This is a genomic window from Aestuariibacter sp. GS-14, assembly GCF_006494365.1.
Classification (GTDB): domain Bacteria; phylum Pseudomonadota; class Gammaproteobacteria; order Enterobacterales; family Alteromonadaceae; genus Alteromonas; species Alteromonas mangrovi.
Map to the genome: position 1 here is coordinate 1 of NZ_VHIP01000001.1, position 14,404 is coordinate 14,404.

General features: G+C 47.3%; 15 protein-coding genes and 2 tRNA genes. 1 reads left to right on the forward strand and 16 read right to left on the reverse strand.

The genetic code is table 11. The annotated features are described in order from the left end of the window. Window positions 1-95: 95 nt before the first annotated feature. The 15 genes from FJ444_RS00005 to aspS all read right to left on the reverse strand — a co-directional run bounded on the left by FJ444_RS00005 (window position 96) and on the right by aspS (window position 11,769). Window positions 96-171: transfer RNA gene (locus FJ444_RS00005), tRNA-Lys, on the reverse strand. A 28-nt stretch (window positions 172-199) separates the two neighbouring features. After that, window positions 200-275, reverse strand: a tRNA-Lys gene (locus tag FJ444_RS00010). A 267-nt stretch (window positions 276-542) separates the two neighbouring features. Then, window positions 543-1,349, reverse strand: a complete 807-nt coding sequence (ybgF, locus tag FJ444_RS00015; protein ID WP_255438793.1) for a tol-pal system protein YbgF — start codon at window positions 1,347-1,349, stop codon at window positions 543-545. Between the two features lies 1 nt (window position 1,350). After that, window positions 1,351-1,917 carry a peptidoglycan-associated lipoprotein Pal gene (gene pal, locus FJ444_RS00020; RefSeq protein ID WP_140955819.1) on the reverse strand — a complete coding sequence of 189 codons (567 nt, stop codon included), beginning with the start codon at window positions 1,915-1,917 and terminating at the stop codon, window positions 1,351-1,353. 42 nt (window positions 1,918-1,959) lie between these two features. After that, window positions 1,960-3,318, reverse strand: a complete 1,359-nt coding sequence (gene tolB / locus FJ444_RS00025) for a Tol-Pal system beta propeller repeat protein TolB (RefSeq protein ID WP_140955821.1) — start codon at window positions 3,316-3,318, stop codon at window positions 1,960-1,962. 5 nt (window positions 3,319-3,323) lie between these two features. Further along, window positions 3,324-4,097, reverse strand: coding sequence for a cell envelope integrity protein TolA (tolA, locus tag FJ444_RS00030; RefSeq protein WP_140955822.1), 774 nt, complete (start codon window positions 4,095-4,097; stop codon window positions 3,324-3,326). A gap of 12 nt (window positions 4,098-4,109) precedes the next feature. Then, entirely contained in the window at window positions 4,110-4,535 is a 426-nt protein-coding gene (gene tolR, locus FJ444_RS00035) for a protein TolR (protein ID WP_140955823.1), read from the reverse strand. Window positions 4,536-4,562: 27 nt separating this feature from the next. Beyond that, window positions 4,563-5,246, reverse strand: a complete 684-nt coding sequence (tolQ, locus tag FJ444_RS00040) for a protein TolQ (RefSeq protein ID WP_140955825.1) — start codon at window positions 5,244-5,246, stop codon at window positions 4,563-4,565. Next, window positions 5,236-5,634, reverse strand: a complete 399-nt coding sequence (ybgC, locus tag FJ444_RS00045) for a tol-pal system-associated acyl-CoA thioesterase (protein ID WP_140955826.1) — start codon at window positions 5,632-5,634, stop codon at window positions 5,236-5,238. Before ybgC ends, tolQ begins: the two co-directional genes overlap by 11 nt. A 549-nt stretch (window positions 5,635-6,183) precedes the next feature. Further along, on the reverse strand, window positions 6,184-7,182 hold the full coding sequence (locus FJ444_RS00050; RefSeq protein ID WP_140955828.1) for an NADP-dependent oxidoreductase: 999 nt from the start codon (window positions 7,180-7,182) through the stop codon (window positions 6,184-6,186). Window positions 7,183-7,378: 196 nt separating this feature from the next. Then, window positions 7,379-8,380, reverse strand: coding sequence for a Holliday junction branch migration DNA helicase RuvB (ruvB, locus tag FJ444_RS00055; RefSeq protein WP_140955829.1), 1,002 nt, complete (start codon window positions 8,378-8,380; stop codon window positions 7,379-7,381). Between the two features lie 16 nt (window positions 8,381-8,396). Beyond that, window positions 8,397-9,026, reverse strand: coding sequence for a Holliday junction branch migration protein RuvA (gene ruvA, locus FJ444_RS00060; RefSeq protein WP_140955830.1), 630 nt, complete (start codon window positions 9,024-9,026; stop codon window positions 8,397-8,399). A gap of 18 nt (window positions 9,027-9,044) precedes the next feature. Then, on the reverse strand, window positions 9,045-9,566 hold the full coding sequence (gene ruvC, locus FJ444_RS00065) for a crossover junction endodeoxyribonuclease RuvC (protein ID WP_181405042.1): 522 nt from the start codon (window positions 9,564-9,566) through the stop codon (window positions 9,045-9,047). Continuing rightward, on the reverse strand, window positions 9,563-10,003 hold the full coding sequence (gene nudB / locus FJ444_RS00070; RefSeq protein ID WP_140955833.1) for a dihydroneopterin triphosphate diphosphatase: 441 nt from the start codon (window positions 10,001-10,003) through the stop codon (window positions 9,563-9,565). The genes ruvC and nudB overlap by 4 nt, the downstream gene beginning before the upstream one ends. Next, entirely contained in the window at window positions 10,003-11,769 is a 1,767-nt protein-coding gene (aspS, locus tag FJ444_RS00075) for an aspartate--tRNA ligase (RefSeq protein ID WP_140955835.1), read from the reverse strand. Before aspS ends, nudB begins: the two co-directional genes overlap by 1 nt. Window positions 11,770-11,989: 220 nt before the next feature. Between aspS and FJ444_RS00080 the strand changes: the two genes are divergently transcribed. Beyond that, complete coding sequence (locus FJ444_RS00080; RefSeq protein ID WP_255438796.1) at window positions 11,990-12,880, forward strand: DUF72 domain-containing protein; 891 nt, start codon at window positions 11,990-11,992, stop codon at window positions 12,878-12,880. A 38-nt stretch (window positions 12,881-12,918) separates the two neighbouring features. Here FJ444_RS00080 and FJ444_RS00085 read toward each other — a convergent pair whose 3' ends face one another. Then, window positions 12,919-14,343: a M81 family metallopeptidase gene (locus FJ444_RS00085; RefSeq protein ID WP_140955837.1), complete on the reverse strand. Its 1,425-nt coding sequence runs from the start codon at window positions 14,341-14,343 to the stop codon at window positions 12,919-12,921. Between the last annotated feature and the right edge of the window lie 61 nt (window positions 14,344-14,404).

The window sequence follows — 14,404 nt, forward strand, 5'->3', positions numbered from 1 at the left end:
CGCTTCGCTCATGTCGAACAGCTTCGCTGGTTCAAATCCGGCGCGGGCAGTGTTTGTTTTTTTGGAGTGTGTTTTCTCGGAAAGATTATTTGAAGTGGTGGGTCGTGCTGGATTCGAACCAGCGACCAATTGATTAAAAGTCAACTGCTCTACCAACTGAGCTAACGACCCTCTTCAAATTGGGGTAATCGATTAAGGATGGTGGGTCGTGCTGGATTCGAACCAGCGACCAATTGATTAAAAGTCAACTGCTCTACCAACTGAGCTAACGACCCATCGATTACCGCTGTCACCTTGTCTTGGCGACGGGCGCATATAATACTTATTTCCGGCGTGTGTGCAACCTTAAAAATGCATTTATTTTCACTTTTCTGCCAAAAAAAGTTTAAACGCTCAAAAACAAAACAAATCGGTCAAACTTTAGTCCCACAATTGCACCTTAGCAAGTTTCATCGCGTAAAAACTTAAGCAAACGGTCAGTTTTTTCACACAACAAAAAAGGAGCTCCAGGGCTCCTTTTTTTTAATTTTCCGCAAAAAAAATTACAAACGCGCTTCAGCCAATTTTCTGGCTGACGAATTTGGGTATTCTGTAATCACTTGCTGGAACAATTGTTTTGCTTTTGCCATGTCACCGGTACTTTCAGCAATCACACCAAGTTTTAATAGTGCATCCGGACGCTTGGCAGAATCTGCAAACTTATTGGCTACAATATCAAACTGTTCGGTAGCTTCCTGCCACTGCTGCTTATTAAACAACAGCTGCCCCAGCCAGTAATGCGCATTAGGTGCATAGCTGCTCTCTGGGAAACGGGCAAGAAATGCCTGAAACTCTGGGATGGCTTTATCGTACTCTCTGGATTTCAGGATCAGATTGACTGCCTTTTCATAGGCATCGGATTCTGAAAGACCCGACGCAGCTGTCGCTGCTGTTACCGTTTTAGTGGAGGCTTGTGCTGGTGCTGTGGTAGTGGGCACGTTTGCTGTGTTACCGCTCGTCACAGGTACAGTCGCTGATGATTTCAACGCTTCTACACGTTTATCGATCTCGAGATACAATTCCCGTTGGCGATCCAATACCTTTTGTAACTGGTTGGTGTGCACTTCAACCGCACCGCGCAATTCATCTAATTCCAGTTGCATGTTGTCGATTTGCTGCTGGAGGCGATGCTGCATATCTGCCCGGTTTTTAACCTGTGTTTCAAGTACAGTTAAACGCGATTCAATGTCGCTCCCGCCTACGGAGTAAACAGGAGCTCCAGTGGACTGTCCATACGCAACCGGTAGACACAGCAAAGCCGTTGTCATTACGACAACGGCTTTCAACACATTACCTTTACGGTACGTCATCTTATTGATAAACAATTACGCCACGGCGGTTCTGAGCAAACGCATACTCAGATGACCCCATTACCGCAGGTTTTTCTTCACCGTAAGACACAACTGTTACCTGGCTTGAGCTCACACCTGCGTTCAACAGATAAGTCTGAACAGCTTGTGCACGACGCTCGCCCAGTGCAATGTTGTACTCTGGTGTACCGCGCTGGTCACAGTGACCTTCAACAACAATCTTCTTACCTGGGTTTTTCATCAGGTAATCAGCATGTTTTTGCAGAACAGGGTAAAACTCAGACTTGATGTTAGAACGGTCGAAGTCAAAGTAAACTGTTTGTTCATTCATCAGCGCAGCTAAATCACGCTTGCTCTGCTCTTCCTGCATTTTTACACGTTGAGCAGCTTCGGCTTTAACTTTCGCTTCTTGAGCTTCTTGCTGAGCTTGTTCTTCAGCAGCTTGCTGCTGGGCAATGCGGTTGCGCTCCGCTGCCAGTTCCTCTTCGCTAGGACCTGATGAACATGCCATCATAGTCACCACTGGCAGGGCGATGATGAAGCTCTTCATTACTTTATTAAGTTGCATCCTCTTAATCCTTATACTTACTTATTTCTAATATGTTAAATGTTAAAACAAAAACGGTGACCAACTAGGCGATTTAACTTGCCCGTCAGCTACCGGTAACCTCGCTTTAAAGCGCCCATCCAGCGACACTAATGACAATACCTGGGTATCTCCGAATAATGTACTATAAATTATCATGCTTCCGTTCGGAGCGATACTGGGAGATTCATCTAATAATGTTCTCGTGAGTACCTGAATTGCTCCATTTTTTAATTCCTGGCGGGCGATGTGGTAATCACCGCGTGTTCGGTTAACCAACACAATCTCATCCCCATCCGGTGTAAAAGTGGCCCCAAGGTTCTGTTCACCTTCAAAGGTTAAACGTCTAACCGTGCCATTATCTAAATTTACGCGATAAATCTGTGGTTTACCACCCCGTTCAGAGCTAAAAATCAGACTCTTGCCGTCGGGAGACCACGAGGGTTCAGTATCAATGGCTCTATTCTGGGTAATTCTGCGCAAATTCTTCGTGGCTAAGTCCATTACATAAATTTCAGGATTGCCGTCTTTAGACAAAACCATCGCCAGCTGTCTGCCATCCGGCGAAAACACAGGACTACCATTAATGCCAGGAAAATCAGTTATTTTCTCACGTTGCATGGTGTAAATATCCTGAATAAAAATCTGCGGACGTTTATTCTCAAAACTCACATAAGCAAGCTTATTACCATCCGGCGACCACGCTGGTGACATCAACGGCTCAGGCGACGACAATAATCGTGTTTCGTTAAATCCGTCATAATCAGCAATCACCAACTGATAAGGTAATTTCACTGTTTCGCGGTCGCGCACAATAACGTAGGCAATTCGAGTTAAAAACGCACCGCGCACACCGGTTAACTTTTCGTATACCACATCACTGATTCGGTGCGCATACTGTCTGAAATCACCACCACCAATAACAACCTGACGCTGATCGACAATGTGATCCTTACTGTTTACCAGTGTGCCATCTTGACCTAACACCTTCGACTCACCGCCGGTGATCTGGCCACGTAACACATCAATAATTTCAAACGATACCAGATAACGGTCGGCGCCTTCGCTTTGAACTTTGCCGACCACAATGGTATCGAGTCCCATTGACGCCCAGGCAGCGTAGTCCACTTCACTGTCGGTAGAAGGATACTGTGGCATTGAGGCTGGAACAATGGGATTGAATTTACCGCTGCGGCGTAAATCAGCCATTACTACGTCGGTGAGATTATCGGGTAACAACCCCTCGCCCTGCCATTTAAACGGAACCACGGCGATTGGTCTGGCGCTATCAACCCCTTCAGTGATCACGATTTCCAATGCAGCATGCACTGACCCGATGCAACTTAGGTATGTTAACGCTATCCACAGACCCAATTTTTTCATAGGCTCTACAACTCCACCTTCAGATTAATGTTCTTTAATTCTTCATACACTGCGGGATCATCAGACACCGGCAGTTTGTCTGGTCTTAACACAGCACTTTGGGCAGCACGGCACAACGCAGGATCACCGTCTAATACAGACACCTGAGTAACCAGACCGGACGTAGCCAGTCTAATATTCAATCGACAGCTTTTGCCTTTAAAATCAGCATTCAGGTAACGTTTTATGGTTTGATGGATCAACGCCTGATACCGCTCTTTTTCCGATAAAACGTGCTGCCGGCGCTGTTGCTGCATAGCTTCCTGTTCTTTAGCAAGCTGCTCCTGCATAATTCTTTCCAACTCTGCGCGTTCAGCTGCTTCTTTTTCTTTGCGGGCTTTTTCAGCCTTTTGAGCCTCTTCCCGCTCTTTGCGCTCCCGCGCCTTTTCTTCCGCTAAGCGACGTAATTCAGACTGATGTTTTGCTTCAGCTGCTTCTTTGGCTGCTTTTTCTTCCCGGGCCTTACGCGCTGCGGTTTCGCGACGACGCTTGTCTTCCGCTGCCTGCGCTTTTCGCTCCTGTTCCGCTCGTGCCTGAGCTTCTGCCTGGGCTTGCGCACGCTGTGCGTCAGCAATGGCCTGGGCATCAATAAACGTTGCATTAATTACCGGTGCAGCTGAATCTGATACCACCGGCATAATTGGCGATGATGACAAACTGACACTAATTAGCAACAGTATGGCTATCACAACATGTAAGCCGAGTGATTTCAATAACGCGGATTTCTCTGCAGATGTCACGTTGGCTGCCTGTTATTTGTTATCAACCGGGTCGGTCATCAACCCTACGGACGGTACGCCTGCTTTTTGCAACAGCACCATAAGCTGAATTACTTCGCTGTAAGCCACGGCGCCATCGCCTTTTACCACAACAGGTGTCTCCGGTGCTTTTTCCAATTGAGCCTGTACCAGCGCGGTCATATCACCAGCATCAACCGCCTGTTCCTGGTTATCACCCAGGTTCAGGTAATAGTCTCCTTTTACATCCACTGAGGCAATAATAGGCGGGATATCCTGCTGTTCTATGGGTTGAGCGCTGGCTTTGGGCAGGTCAACTTTGACACCCTGGGAAATAAGCGGTGCGGTTACCATAAAAATAATCAACAGCACCAGCATAACGTCAATGTAGGGTACAACATTGATCTCTGAAACCGGACGACGACGTTTTCTTACGTACATAATGACTTCTCCGTGCTAACAGCTTAGTTAGCCATTAGCCTGTGCGGCCAGAGCCTGACGCTGGAGGATGGCAGAAAACTCTTCCATAAAGTTGCTGTAGCTGTTCTCGAGTTTTTCAACCTGATGACTAAACCGGTTGTAAGCAATAACCGCAGGAATAGCGGCAAACAAACCAATAGCCGTAGCAATCAGTGCTTCTGCAATACCCGGCGCAACCATCGACAATGTAGCCTGCTGCACTTCACCTAACGCAATAAATGCATTCATAATACCCCACACGGTGCCAAACAATCCGATATACGGGCTGATTGAGCCGGCAGTGGCCAGAAACGACAAACGGCTTTCCAGGTTGTCTACTTCACGGGATAACGCAACCCGCATAGCGCGATATGTACCGTCTACAATCACATTTGCATTGGTATTGCTCTTGCGCAATCGCACGAACTCTTTGAAGCCCGCACAAAAAATATGACTCATGCCCCGCACGTTTTCTTGCGCAGACAGTTGCTGGTAGAGGCGGTTGAGATCGGTGCCTGACCAAAACTCATCTTCAAATTCCTGCATGGATTTTCGGGCACCCGAAAGTGCACTTTGACGCTGAAAAATAAACGCCCAGGATGCAACAGACACGCTGAGTAACAGCAGCATAACCAATTGGACAACGAAACTTGCCTGTAAAAACAAGCCAATGAAAGTTAAATCAGATGACACGCGAAAGTTCCCCTAATATTGCTTTAGGTAGCCTACGAGGTCGCATTGAAGTCAAATCAACGCAGGCAACCTGCACTTGCACAGTAACCAATAACTGATCCTGAGCATTTTTTATCTCTTGTTGAAATGTCATACTAGCGCCTCTCAATTCTACAATCTGAGACTGAATACTCAACAGCTGATTAAAGCGAGCGGGCGCAAAGTTTTGCATTTCGACCTGTTTGACGACAAAAGCGGTGTTTTGTTCCAATAAAACATCCTGCTCAAAGCCTAATTCCCGCAACCATTCGGTACGAGCACGCTCAGCGAACTTTAAGTAGTTGGCATAGTAAACAATGCCACCCGCATCTGTGTCTTCATAATAAATGCGCACCTGCATTGAATGCATTACCCGGGCCTCTTTTGTTGTGTTTGGTCGCAATAGTAGAAGATTGCAACAAGACATGTCCAGTAAACCCAATGAATACATTACCTTTTTTGCATTTTGTTTCGACTGCGTTATGCAGCGTTGTGCACAATAAAAACGTCGCGGTGAAAATAGTGGGGTAGTCATCTGATGATATGGCTAAATAGCGACGCATTTCAGATACATTAATTAATTCGTTTAAATATCGCTGCAAATCGCAAGATTGTCGCAAACCCTGAAGTTTAGGTGCATACAGTTAGATCAACCGGAATTAACACGGCATTAACAGATTAGTTTTTCTAATTTGAAATCAAAAATATTCTCAATTGTCGAATTTTAGCAACCCCCTATAATACGCACCATCAAGTCGATACACGAACGAGTTCTTATTGAATATTCTGTTAGACATGAGTTCCCTGGATTTTTTCCTTCAACACTTGTTGTTCTCAGCCCGCTTCATTGAAGCGGGTTTTTTTTTGCCTGTTCTGAACAAATGGAATGGGGCCGGAAGCATTCCTTTTCTGAACTACGTTACAATTTGACTATCATTTTGCCCTTGTTTTCACCACTAAACAGCATAGACAACCCTTTCACTGCGTTAGCCAGCCCTTCTACGCTATGCGCGCGATATTTGATTTTACCTTGTTGCACATAAGGCGTGAGTTTTGCGAGGATTTGTGGAATTTCACCCCAATGATCGGGCATCGCGAACCCCTGAATAGTAATGCGCTTTTTAATCAGAGGGATCCAATTGGGGCCTGGTAACGGTGATGCTGACTGATAATCGGCAATCATGCCACATACTACAATTCGACCATGCGCATTCATACGATCAACAATAAGCTGTTGTATTGGTCCGCCGGTATTTTCAAAAAACACATCAATGCAATCAGGTGTCAACGCTTTGAGCTGCTGCGCCAGGTTCTCTGACTTATAATTAATTGCGCCATCAAACCCCAGTTCATTGACTATCCAGTCAGCTTTTTCATCACTGCCAACAACGCCAATTACGCGCAGGCCATCAGCTTTGGCTAATTGCCCGACAATCGTACCCACTGATCCTGCTGCACCGGTGACAATGAGTGTTTCGCCAGCCTTGGGTTTACCGAACTGATATAAGCCGGTGGTAGCCGTTAGCCCGGGTAAGCCAAATACGCACAATGCCATTTCCGCGCTAACACCAGGTTGCAGCTTATTAAACCCCTGACCATTTGAAATCAGATATTCCCGCCAACCTGTCATGCCCAGTACTTTGTCACCTGGTACAAAATCCGGATGCCTGGATTCAATTACTTCACCTACCCCACTACTACGCATCACCTCACCGAGTTCTACGGGAGGAATATAACTGCCGCGATCTTCACTCATCCAGCCCAGCATAGCGGGGTCGAGTGACATGTGGGTTTGCTTAATTAACAGCTCGCCCTCTTTAGGGCTTGGGATAGCCTGAGTCCGCGCCTCAAACAGATAATCACCAATTTCTCCATTGCGCGGGCGGTTTACCAGTACCATCGATTGATACGTTGCCATGTATAGCTCCTGTAACCCTTTCGGGATAGTTTTTACTTGTCTACTACTTGCCTACTAGATTAACAATAACGCATCAAAAAATTAAAATAACATTTATACTTATTCGGCGATATTGACGGTTAAACACACAACCGGAATCGATATCTATTTGGTGGGATTACTGTCAGGTAGCGAACCTGACAGTAACGCAATAGCTTTATTCTGGCTGAAAGCCCATGTGCAGGAAGGCTCTTGAGGTTGCAATACGACCACGTGGCGTGCGTTGCAGAAAGCCTTGTTGAATTAAGAACGGCTCAATTACATCTTCAATGGTTTCTTTTTCTTCACCAATTGCTGCTGCCAGGTTTTCAAGGCCAACCGGGCCGCCATTAAATTTCTCGATAATGGCCTGCAACAGCTTGCGATCCATGTAATCGAAACCTTCTTTATCGACATCCAGCATATCGAGTGCAGCAGCAGCAACATCACCATTTACTTCACCGTTTGCCTTGATTTGCGCGTAGTCGCGCACCCTGCGTAGTAAGCGGTTAGCGATACGCGGTGTGCCGCGAGAGCGCTTAGCCACTTCGAACGCACCTTGCTGATCCATATCCATTTGAAGATAAAAAGCACTGCGCGCCACAATATCGGTCAGATCTTTTACAGAATAAAATTCCAATCGCTGAACAATGCCAAAACGGTCACGTAAGGGCGACGTCAACGAGCCGGCACGAGTGGTTGCACCGACCAGTGTAAACGGCGGTAAATCCAGTTTAATCGAACGCGCAGCAGGGCCTTCACCAATCATAATGTCCAGTTGGTAGTCTTCCATGGCCGGGTATAAAATCTCTTCCACCACCGGGCTCAATCGATGTATTTCATCAATAAACAATACATCGTTGCGCTCCAGATTGGTTAATAACGCGGCCAAATCCCCTGCTTTTTCAAGCACGGGCCCCGACGTCGTTTTAATATTCACGCCCATTTCGTTGGCCACAATATTAGCCAGTGTGGTTTTGCCCAACCCCGGCGGACCAAATATCAATAGATGATCTAACGCGTCATCGCGTTGCCTGGCCGCTTCAATGAAAATCTCCATTTGGTTACACACATGCTGCTGACCCGTGTAATCCTTAAGTAGCTTGGGGCGAATTGCTCTGTCTATAACAGCATCGTCATCGCTTTCGTTGGCAGAAATTAACCGATCGGCTTCAATCATACTGTTTCCTGTTTACTTACAACGATGCCTTGAGTGCCTGACGGATCAGGGATTCACTGCTCATCCCGTCAGCAAAGACACTGTTAACCATTTTGCTGGCCTGAGGCGGTTTATAGCCGAGTGCAACCAATGCACTCACGGCTTCTTCTTTCACATCGTTTACCGGGACAAACGTATCGGTATCAACAGCGTCAGGATCCTGACCGAGTGTGAAGGAATCAGGCGAAGGCAACGTCTGAGAAAACTTAGCCAGTCGATCGCGCAACTCCACCACTAAACGCTCAGCCGTTTTCTTTCCAATGCCCGGTAAGGACGTGAGTGATGACACGTCTTCTTTCTGCACTGCGCTTAAAAATTGTGGCGCTGACATGCCCGACAAAATAGCTAAACCCAGTTTGGGTCCAACCCCATTAGCTTTGATTAATTCTCTAAACAGGCCCCGCTCCAGCTTATCGGCAAAACCGAACAGCAGTTGGGCATCTTCACGTACCACAAAGTGAGTGAACAAAGTACAGGACTCCCCCACTTTAGGCAGCTTGTAAAAGCTGGTCATGGGTAAGTGTAATTCGTAACCCACACCGGCTACATCTATGAGTACTTCGGGTGGCGTTTTTTCTAGCAACACACCGTGAATTCGACCAATCATGGTTACTACAAGGCTCCGTTATCGCAAGCGGCCGCGCACAGTTTTGCGCGCCTGTCCGGCCAGCTTCACTAAATTTTGTTCACTATGGGCATGACACAAGGCAACCGCCAGTGCATCCGCCGCATCTGCCTGCGGCGTACCGGTTAAACTCAACAAGTGTTTAACCATGTGCTGTACTTGCGTTTTATCAGCCCCGCCGGTGCCTACCACAGCTTGTTTAATCTGGCGCGCGGAATACTCATGCACACTTAAACTGGCCTGAGTAGCGGCAATAATCGCCGCTCCTCTGGCATGCCCCAGTTTTAAAGCGGAATCCGGATTTCGGGCTAAAAACACTTGTTCAATAGCCAGACAATCCGGGCTGAATTGCGCAATCAACTCGCTCACACCCATAAAAATTTTGTCTAATCGCGGTGCAAGAGGTTTGTCAGTTAAACGTATACAACCGCTGGCAACATAGATGAGTTTACCTTGCTGCCGTTTGATGATGCCGTAACCGGTTACTCTAGAACCTGGATCTATACCCAGTATTACCATTATTTTAGTCCGGGTACAAATGCCGTAATGGCATCTCGGTTAGAAGGCGACCACACTCTCGCTATGGCAACGCTTTTTTCCAGCCACTCGTAAGCGGAATGCTCGGTTAATATAATGGTAGAGTTGGCTGGAATTTGTGTAACGAACACAAATTCCGTATTCACATAATTATCTGGCGGGTAACGGTGCTGCCATTCCTTGCGAATGGTGTACTGATTCACGTGCTGACAATCAATAATATCTCCAGCGAATGGAGAGAGGACAACCCCGGTTTCCTCACTGACTTCGCGATAGGCAGCGGCAATCGGTGTTTCGCCGGCTTCAATAGTGCCGGTTACCGACTGCCAGAATTCCGGATCGTCATTGCGCTGCATCACCAGTACCTGATTGTGCTCATTATAGAGCACAACCAGTACTGATTCAGGACGCTTGTACGTCATTATTCTGCGCTGTCTTTCTTAACCGTGGCAATGGCCAGTTCTGCCAGTTGCTGCGGATTAGCAGGACTTGGCGCATCGGTTAACGGACAAGCGGCAGTAGTGGTTTTTGGGAAGGCCATTACGTCGCGAATAGACGTTGCTCCCGTCATCAGCATAACCAGGCGGTCCAATCCGAATGCCAGACCAGCATGCGGTGGTGCACCATAACGCAATGCTTCCAGCAAGAAACCAAATTTCAGTTCTGCTTCTTCTTTTTCAATGCCCAGAATGCTGAATACCGCTGATTGCATGGCTTGATCGTGAATACGCACAGAACCACCGCCCAGCTCTACACCGTTCAACACCATGTCGTAGGCGTCAGAAATCGCATTCGCTGGATCCACTGCCAGCTCTTCTGCTGACATGCCGCGTGGTGAAGTAAATGGATGGTGAAGCGCATGCAACTGACCGTCAACTTCCTCAAACATCGGGAAGTCCACAACCCACAAGGGTTTCCATTCACCTTCCAGCAGATTGAAGTCTTCGCCTAGCTTTAAGCGAAGCGCACCCATTGATTCGGTAACGACGGTGTAAGAATCCGCGCCAAACAACAGAATATCGCCATCTTGCGCACCGGTGCGACTCAGGATTTCACTTACGATGTCTTCATTGAGGAATTTCAATATTGGCGACTGCAGACCATCCAGCCCCTTCGCCGTTTCATTTACTTTCACCCAAGCCAGACCTTTGGCACCATAAATACCCACAAATCGCGTGTAGTCATCAATTTGTTTACGCGACAGGCTGGCACCACCCGGCACGCGAATTACCGCGACGCGGCCTTTGGGATCGTTAGCCGGACCACTGAACACTTTAAAGTCAACTGACGCCAGTAAATCGGCAACATCGGTTAATTCCAGTGGGTTGCGCAAATCAGGTTTGTCGCTTCCGTAACGCTGCATGGCTTCTGCGTAGGTCATACGTGGGAATTCACCCAGGTCAACATTCAGCATTTGCTGGAACAAATCGCGAATTAAGCCTTCAGTGATTTGCATAACGCCGTTTGAATCAAGAAACGTCGTTTCCAAATCGATTTGAGTAAATTCGGGTTGACGATCGGCGCGCAAATCTTCGTCGCGGAAACATTTAACGATTTGGTAATAGCGGTCCATTCCCGACATCATCAGCAACTGTTTGAACAACTGCGGCGACTGCGGCAATGCGAAGAACTCACCTTTATGAGTGCGGCTTGGTACCAGATAATCCCGGGCACCTTCAGGTGTAGCTTTGGTAAGTATCGGCGTTTCAATATCCAGGAAACCTTCGCCTTCCAGATAACGACGTACTGCGCCAGTTACTTTGGCACGAAATTGCAAGCGCTGGCTCATTAACGGGCGTCGCAAATCCAAATAACGGTAACGTAAACGCTGTTCTTCAGAGTTTTCCTGGTTCCAGTCTAACGGCAGTACCGCAGATTTATTAAAAATCTCCAGTCCTGTACCGATGACTTCTACTTCACCCGTTGCCATTTGCGCATTAACCTGACCTTCAGGACGCGCGCGGACAGTGCCGGTTACTTTAACGCAGAATTCGCTGCGCAGGGTATTAGCAATGGTTTGTACTTCTGGAAGATCGGGGTCGAACATAACCTGCACGATCCCTTCGCGGTCTCGTAAATCGATAAAAATCAGGCCGCCTAAATCGCGACGCTTATTTACCCAGCCACACAATGTGACAGTTTGGCCAATGTAAGATGCAGTAATTTTCCCACAGTAATCTGTGCGCATGGTCTCAGACCCCTAGTTTCTTGAGCGTTCACGCTGTAAGCCACATGCGGATTAAGACATTCCGACCGATGGTGAAGATTGCAGTTGCCCTGCCGGGCTTGCAGCGTTTTTGTTATCATTGAGTTTCGCGAAGCGGCGTATAAAATGGCTTAAAAACAGCCACTCATTGCCGATTAGCGGTAAAGGTCGCATAGTATAAACAAATGCTTGGCAAAGCCCAATGACAAATATTCAAACACCTGAAATATTGCCAACGGTTATGATTGGATTGCCACAATGGCAACACGGTCGTTGGCCAGCTACCTGGTTTGGTCATACGTCGGGTAGCAGCCTGAGCCGCTATGCCCGTCAGCTAAACAGCGTTGAAGGTAACACCACCTTTTATCACCTGCCTGCTGCAGAAACAGTAGCCGGTTGGTACAAAGCCACACCGGATCACTTTCGGTTTACGTTCAAATTCCACCAAGGTATCAGTCATCAGGGACGTCTGAGTCACAATATTTCAGAGGCAGCTCAGCAATTGTCGCTATTGAGTGCACTTGAACACAAGCTAGGTATTGTGATGTTGCAGTTACCGGCATCATTCGGGCCGTCTGCATTGCCTGAATTAGACCGCTTTTTGGCAGCCTTACCCAGTGCGTTTCATTACGCCGTTGAGGTACGCCATTTAGCATTTTTTGCGAAGGGAGAAGCAGAGAAAGCACTTAACCGGTGTTTAATAAAATACCGTGCTAACCGGGTGATTATGGATACCCGGGCGCTGTTTAGTGGCAACGCAGATTGTGAATTAACGGCCGAAGTACGCACCAAAAAACCTAAGGTACCGGTAAATGTTATCGCCACTTCCGATCAGCCTGTCATCCGGTTTGTGGGCAATAACAACCATAGCGATAACATGCGTTGTCTCATGCCCTGGATAACAAAGTGCCACGAATGGCGCTTAGCGGGGAAAACCTGCTATCTGTTTTTTCACCGACCGGACAACCAGGACGCCCCCTGGCTGGCCCAGCAGTTTATTCAGCAATACAATGCACGCTTCGCAGCCTATGCATTGCCTGAACTCACATTCAACCCAACACAAACAGAATCGCCGCAATCTTCGTTATTTTAGCTAGCTGATTTCAATAATAAGTCAAAATCAAGTGACTATCAGGATGAGCGTCTGCGACGACGCGAGCTTTGTTTTTGATTTTTCAGGCGAACATAAAAATACCCCAATCCTGCAATGATCAGAGTGAGCAAGCACACTATGCCTATCAACATATTGTTGAAAGTCGCTTCACGTCCTACCGATTCTTTTTGCATGGCCAGCGACTGACTAAGTGAGGCAATTTCACGCTGAGAGCTTTGTTGAAGTGACGCAAAATCGTCAGAAATTTGCTCCATGGTAAGCGACAATACGCGATTGCGCTCTTCATCTATCCAGTTTAACAAGGCTTCGTAAGCCTGAGTTGTGCCATTTATATCGTTTTGAGCAACGCTCAGTGCAACCTGATTGAGCAAATGCTGACGAATAGTAAGATAAGCATCATTCTCGCTTTGCAAGGTACTCACTGTTATGCCATTTTGAAGCTGGATGGCAGCCGTTAATTCACCGGTCTCAATCAGATAGGTGATTTTATCCAGTGTAAACAGCGTGCGCGGGGTTAATTGAGGGAATTCTGCCAGCCAATCGTCCAGCTTGATCATCCATCGGGTAACCAAATCCATTTGCTGACGCTGCAGATTAACGTGCAGTAACCAAAAACCCGCATTAAATTGCGCCTGCATATTGTTGGCTTCAACACCGGCTTCCAGCATGCGCATCGCCACCGCTTCAATTTCGTCCCACCGGCTCTCCGCCGCCATAACTGACAGCATATTGTCGGTCAGCGTGAACGGCATATTGCCTGACTGAGATTGCAAAAAATCGACCAGTTGCTTCGACTTTGCTAACGCTTTACTGTACCACTGCATATCCATTAGCAATGCTATTTGTATTTCAATGACGTCGCGCCAGTTCTGGTAGTTAGCCAATTGCCAAAACGCCTGCTGTGCCTGATCCAGAAAATCAAGTGCCGACATTACGTTACCGGTTTTGCTGTCGGCAAGGCCAACATCATATAAAACAGACGCTTTATCACTGTCAGACAGGCGGCGCGACAGTAATGCCATTAATTGTTGTTTGGTGGAAAGGGTATCACCCGGTGAAATTTCGGCCTGGTACGCCAATAATGCACGCAAAGCAAATCCCTGAGAACGATAATCCTGTTGACGGGTAGCGACTTGCACAACCGACTGCGCAAAGGCTTTCACCGGCTCGTACTCGCCCTGTTTAGACGCTAACAACAGCTTATAGGCCAACACCGCATTTTCGGCAGCGTCAGCACGCAACGCATTTGCATTGGCAATCAGGGTATCCAGCTTGTTTATTTGCAAATCGTAGGCAGCAGTTTTATCGCGAATAATATCGTTTAACCGGCTAAGTATTTGCCCCTCGTTTACTGCTTGCGCTGTCGCCCAAAATGGCAACAAAAAACACACTATTGAGATAAAACTTACCAGGCGAGAGATAGTTGTTAGGCGTGCATCCATGTTTATATCGCGAAATTTCTTAACATATCGGCACACTATCCCACGCCTGACGTAGTTTGCC

Bases quoted from the DNA above. Each gene is read 5' to 3' on its own strand.
- ybgF (WP_255438793.1), bottom strand. From the start codon at position 1,349: ATGACGTACCGTAAAGGTAATGTGTTGAAAGCCGTTGTCGTAATGACA.
- pal (WP_140955819.1), bottom strand. From the start codon at position 1,917: ATGCAACTTAATAAAGTAATGAAGAGCTTCATCATCGCCCTGCCAGTG.
- tolB (WP_140955821.1), bottom strand. From the start codon at position 3,318: ATGAAAAAATTGGGTCTGTGGATAGCGTTAACATACCTAAGTTGCATC.
- tolR (WP_140955823.1), bottom strand. From the start codon at position 4,535: ATGTACGTAAGAAAACGTCGTCGTCCGGTTTCAGAGATCAATGTTGTA.
- ybgC (WP_140955826.1), bottom strand. From the start codon at position 5,634: ATGCATTCAATGCAGGTGCGCATTTATTATGAAGACACAGATGCGGGT.
- FJ444_RS00050 (WP_140955828.1), bottom strand. From the start codon at position 7,182: ATGGCAACGTATCAATCGATGGTACTGGTAAACCGCCCGCGCAATGGA.
- ruvB (WP_140955829.1), bottom strand. From the start codon at position 8,380: ATGATTGAAGCCGATCGGTTAATTTCTGCCAACGAAAGCGATGACGAT.
- ruvA (WP_140955830.1), bottom strand. From the start codon at position 9,026: ATGATTGGTCGAATTCACGGTGTGTTGCTAGAAAAAACGCCACCCGAA.
- nudB (WP_140955833.1), bottom strand. From the start codon at position 10,003: ATGACGTACAAGCGTCCTGAATCAGTACTGGTTGTGCTCTATAATGAG.
- aspS (WP_140955835.1), bottom strand. From the start codon at position 11,769: ATGCGCACAGATTACTGTGGGAAAATTACTGCATCTTACATTGGCCAA.
- FJ444_RS00080 (WP_255438796.1), top strand. From the start codon at position 11,990: ATGACAAATATTCAAACACCTGAAATATTGCCAACGGTTATGATTGGA.
- FJ444_RS00085 (WP_140955837.1), bottom strand. From the start codon at position 14,343: ATGGATGCACGCCTAACAACTATCTCTCGCCTGGTAAGTTTTATCTCA.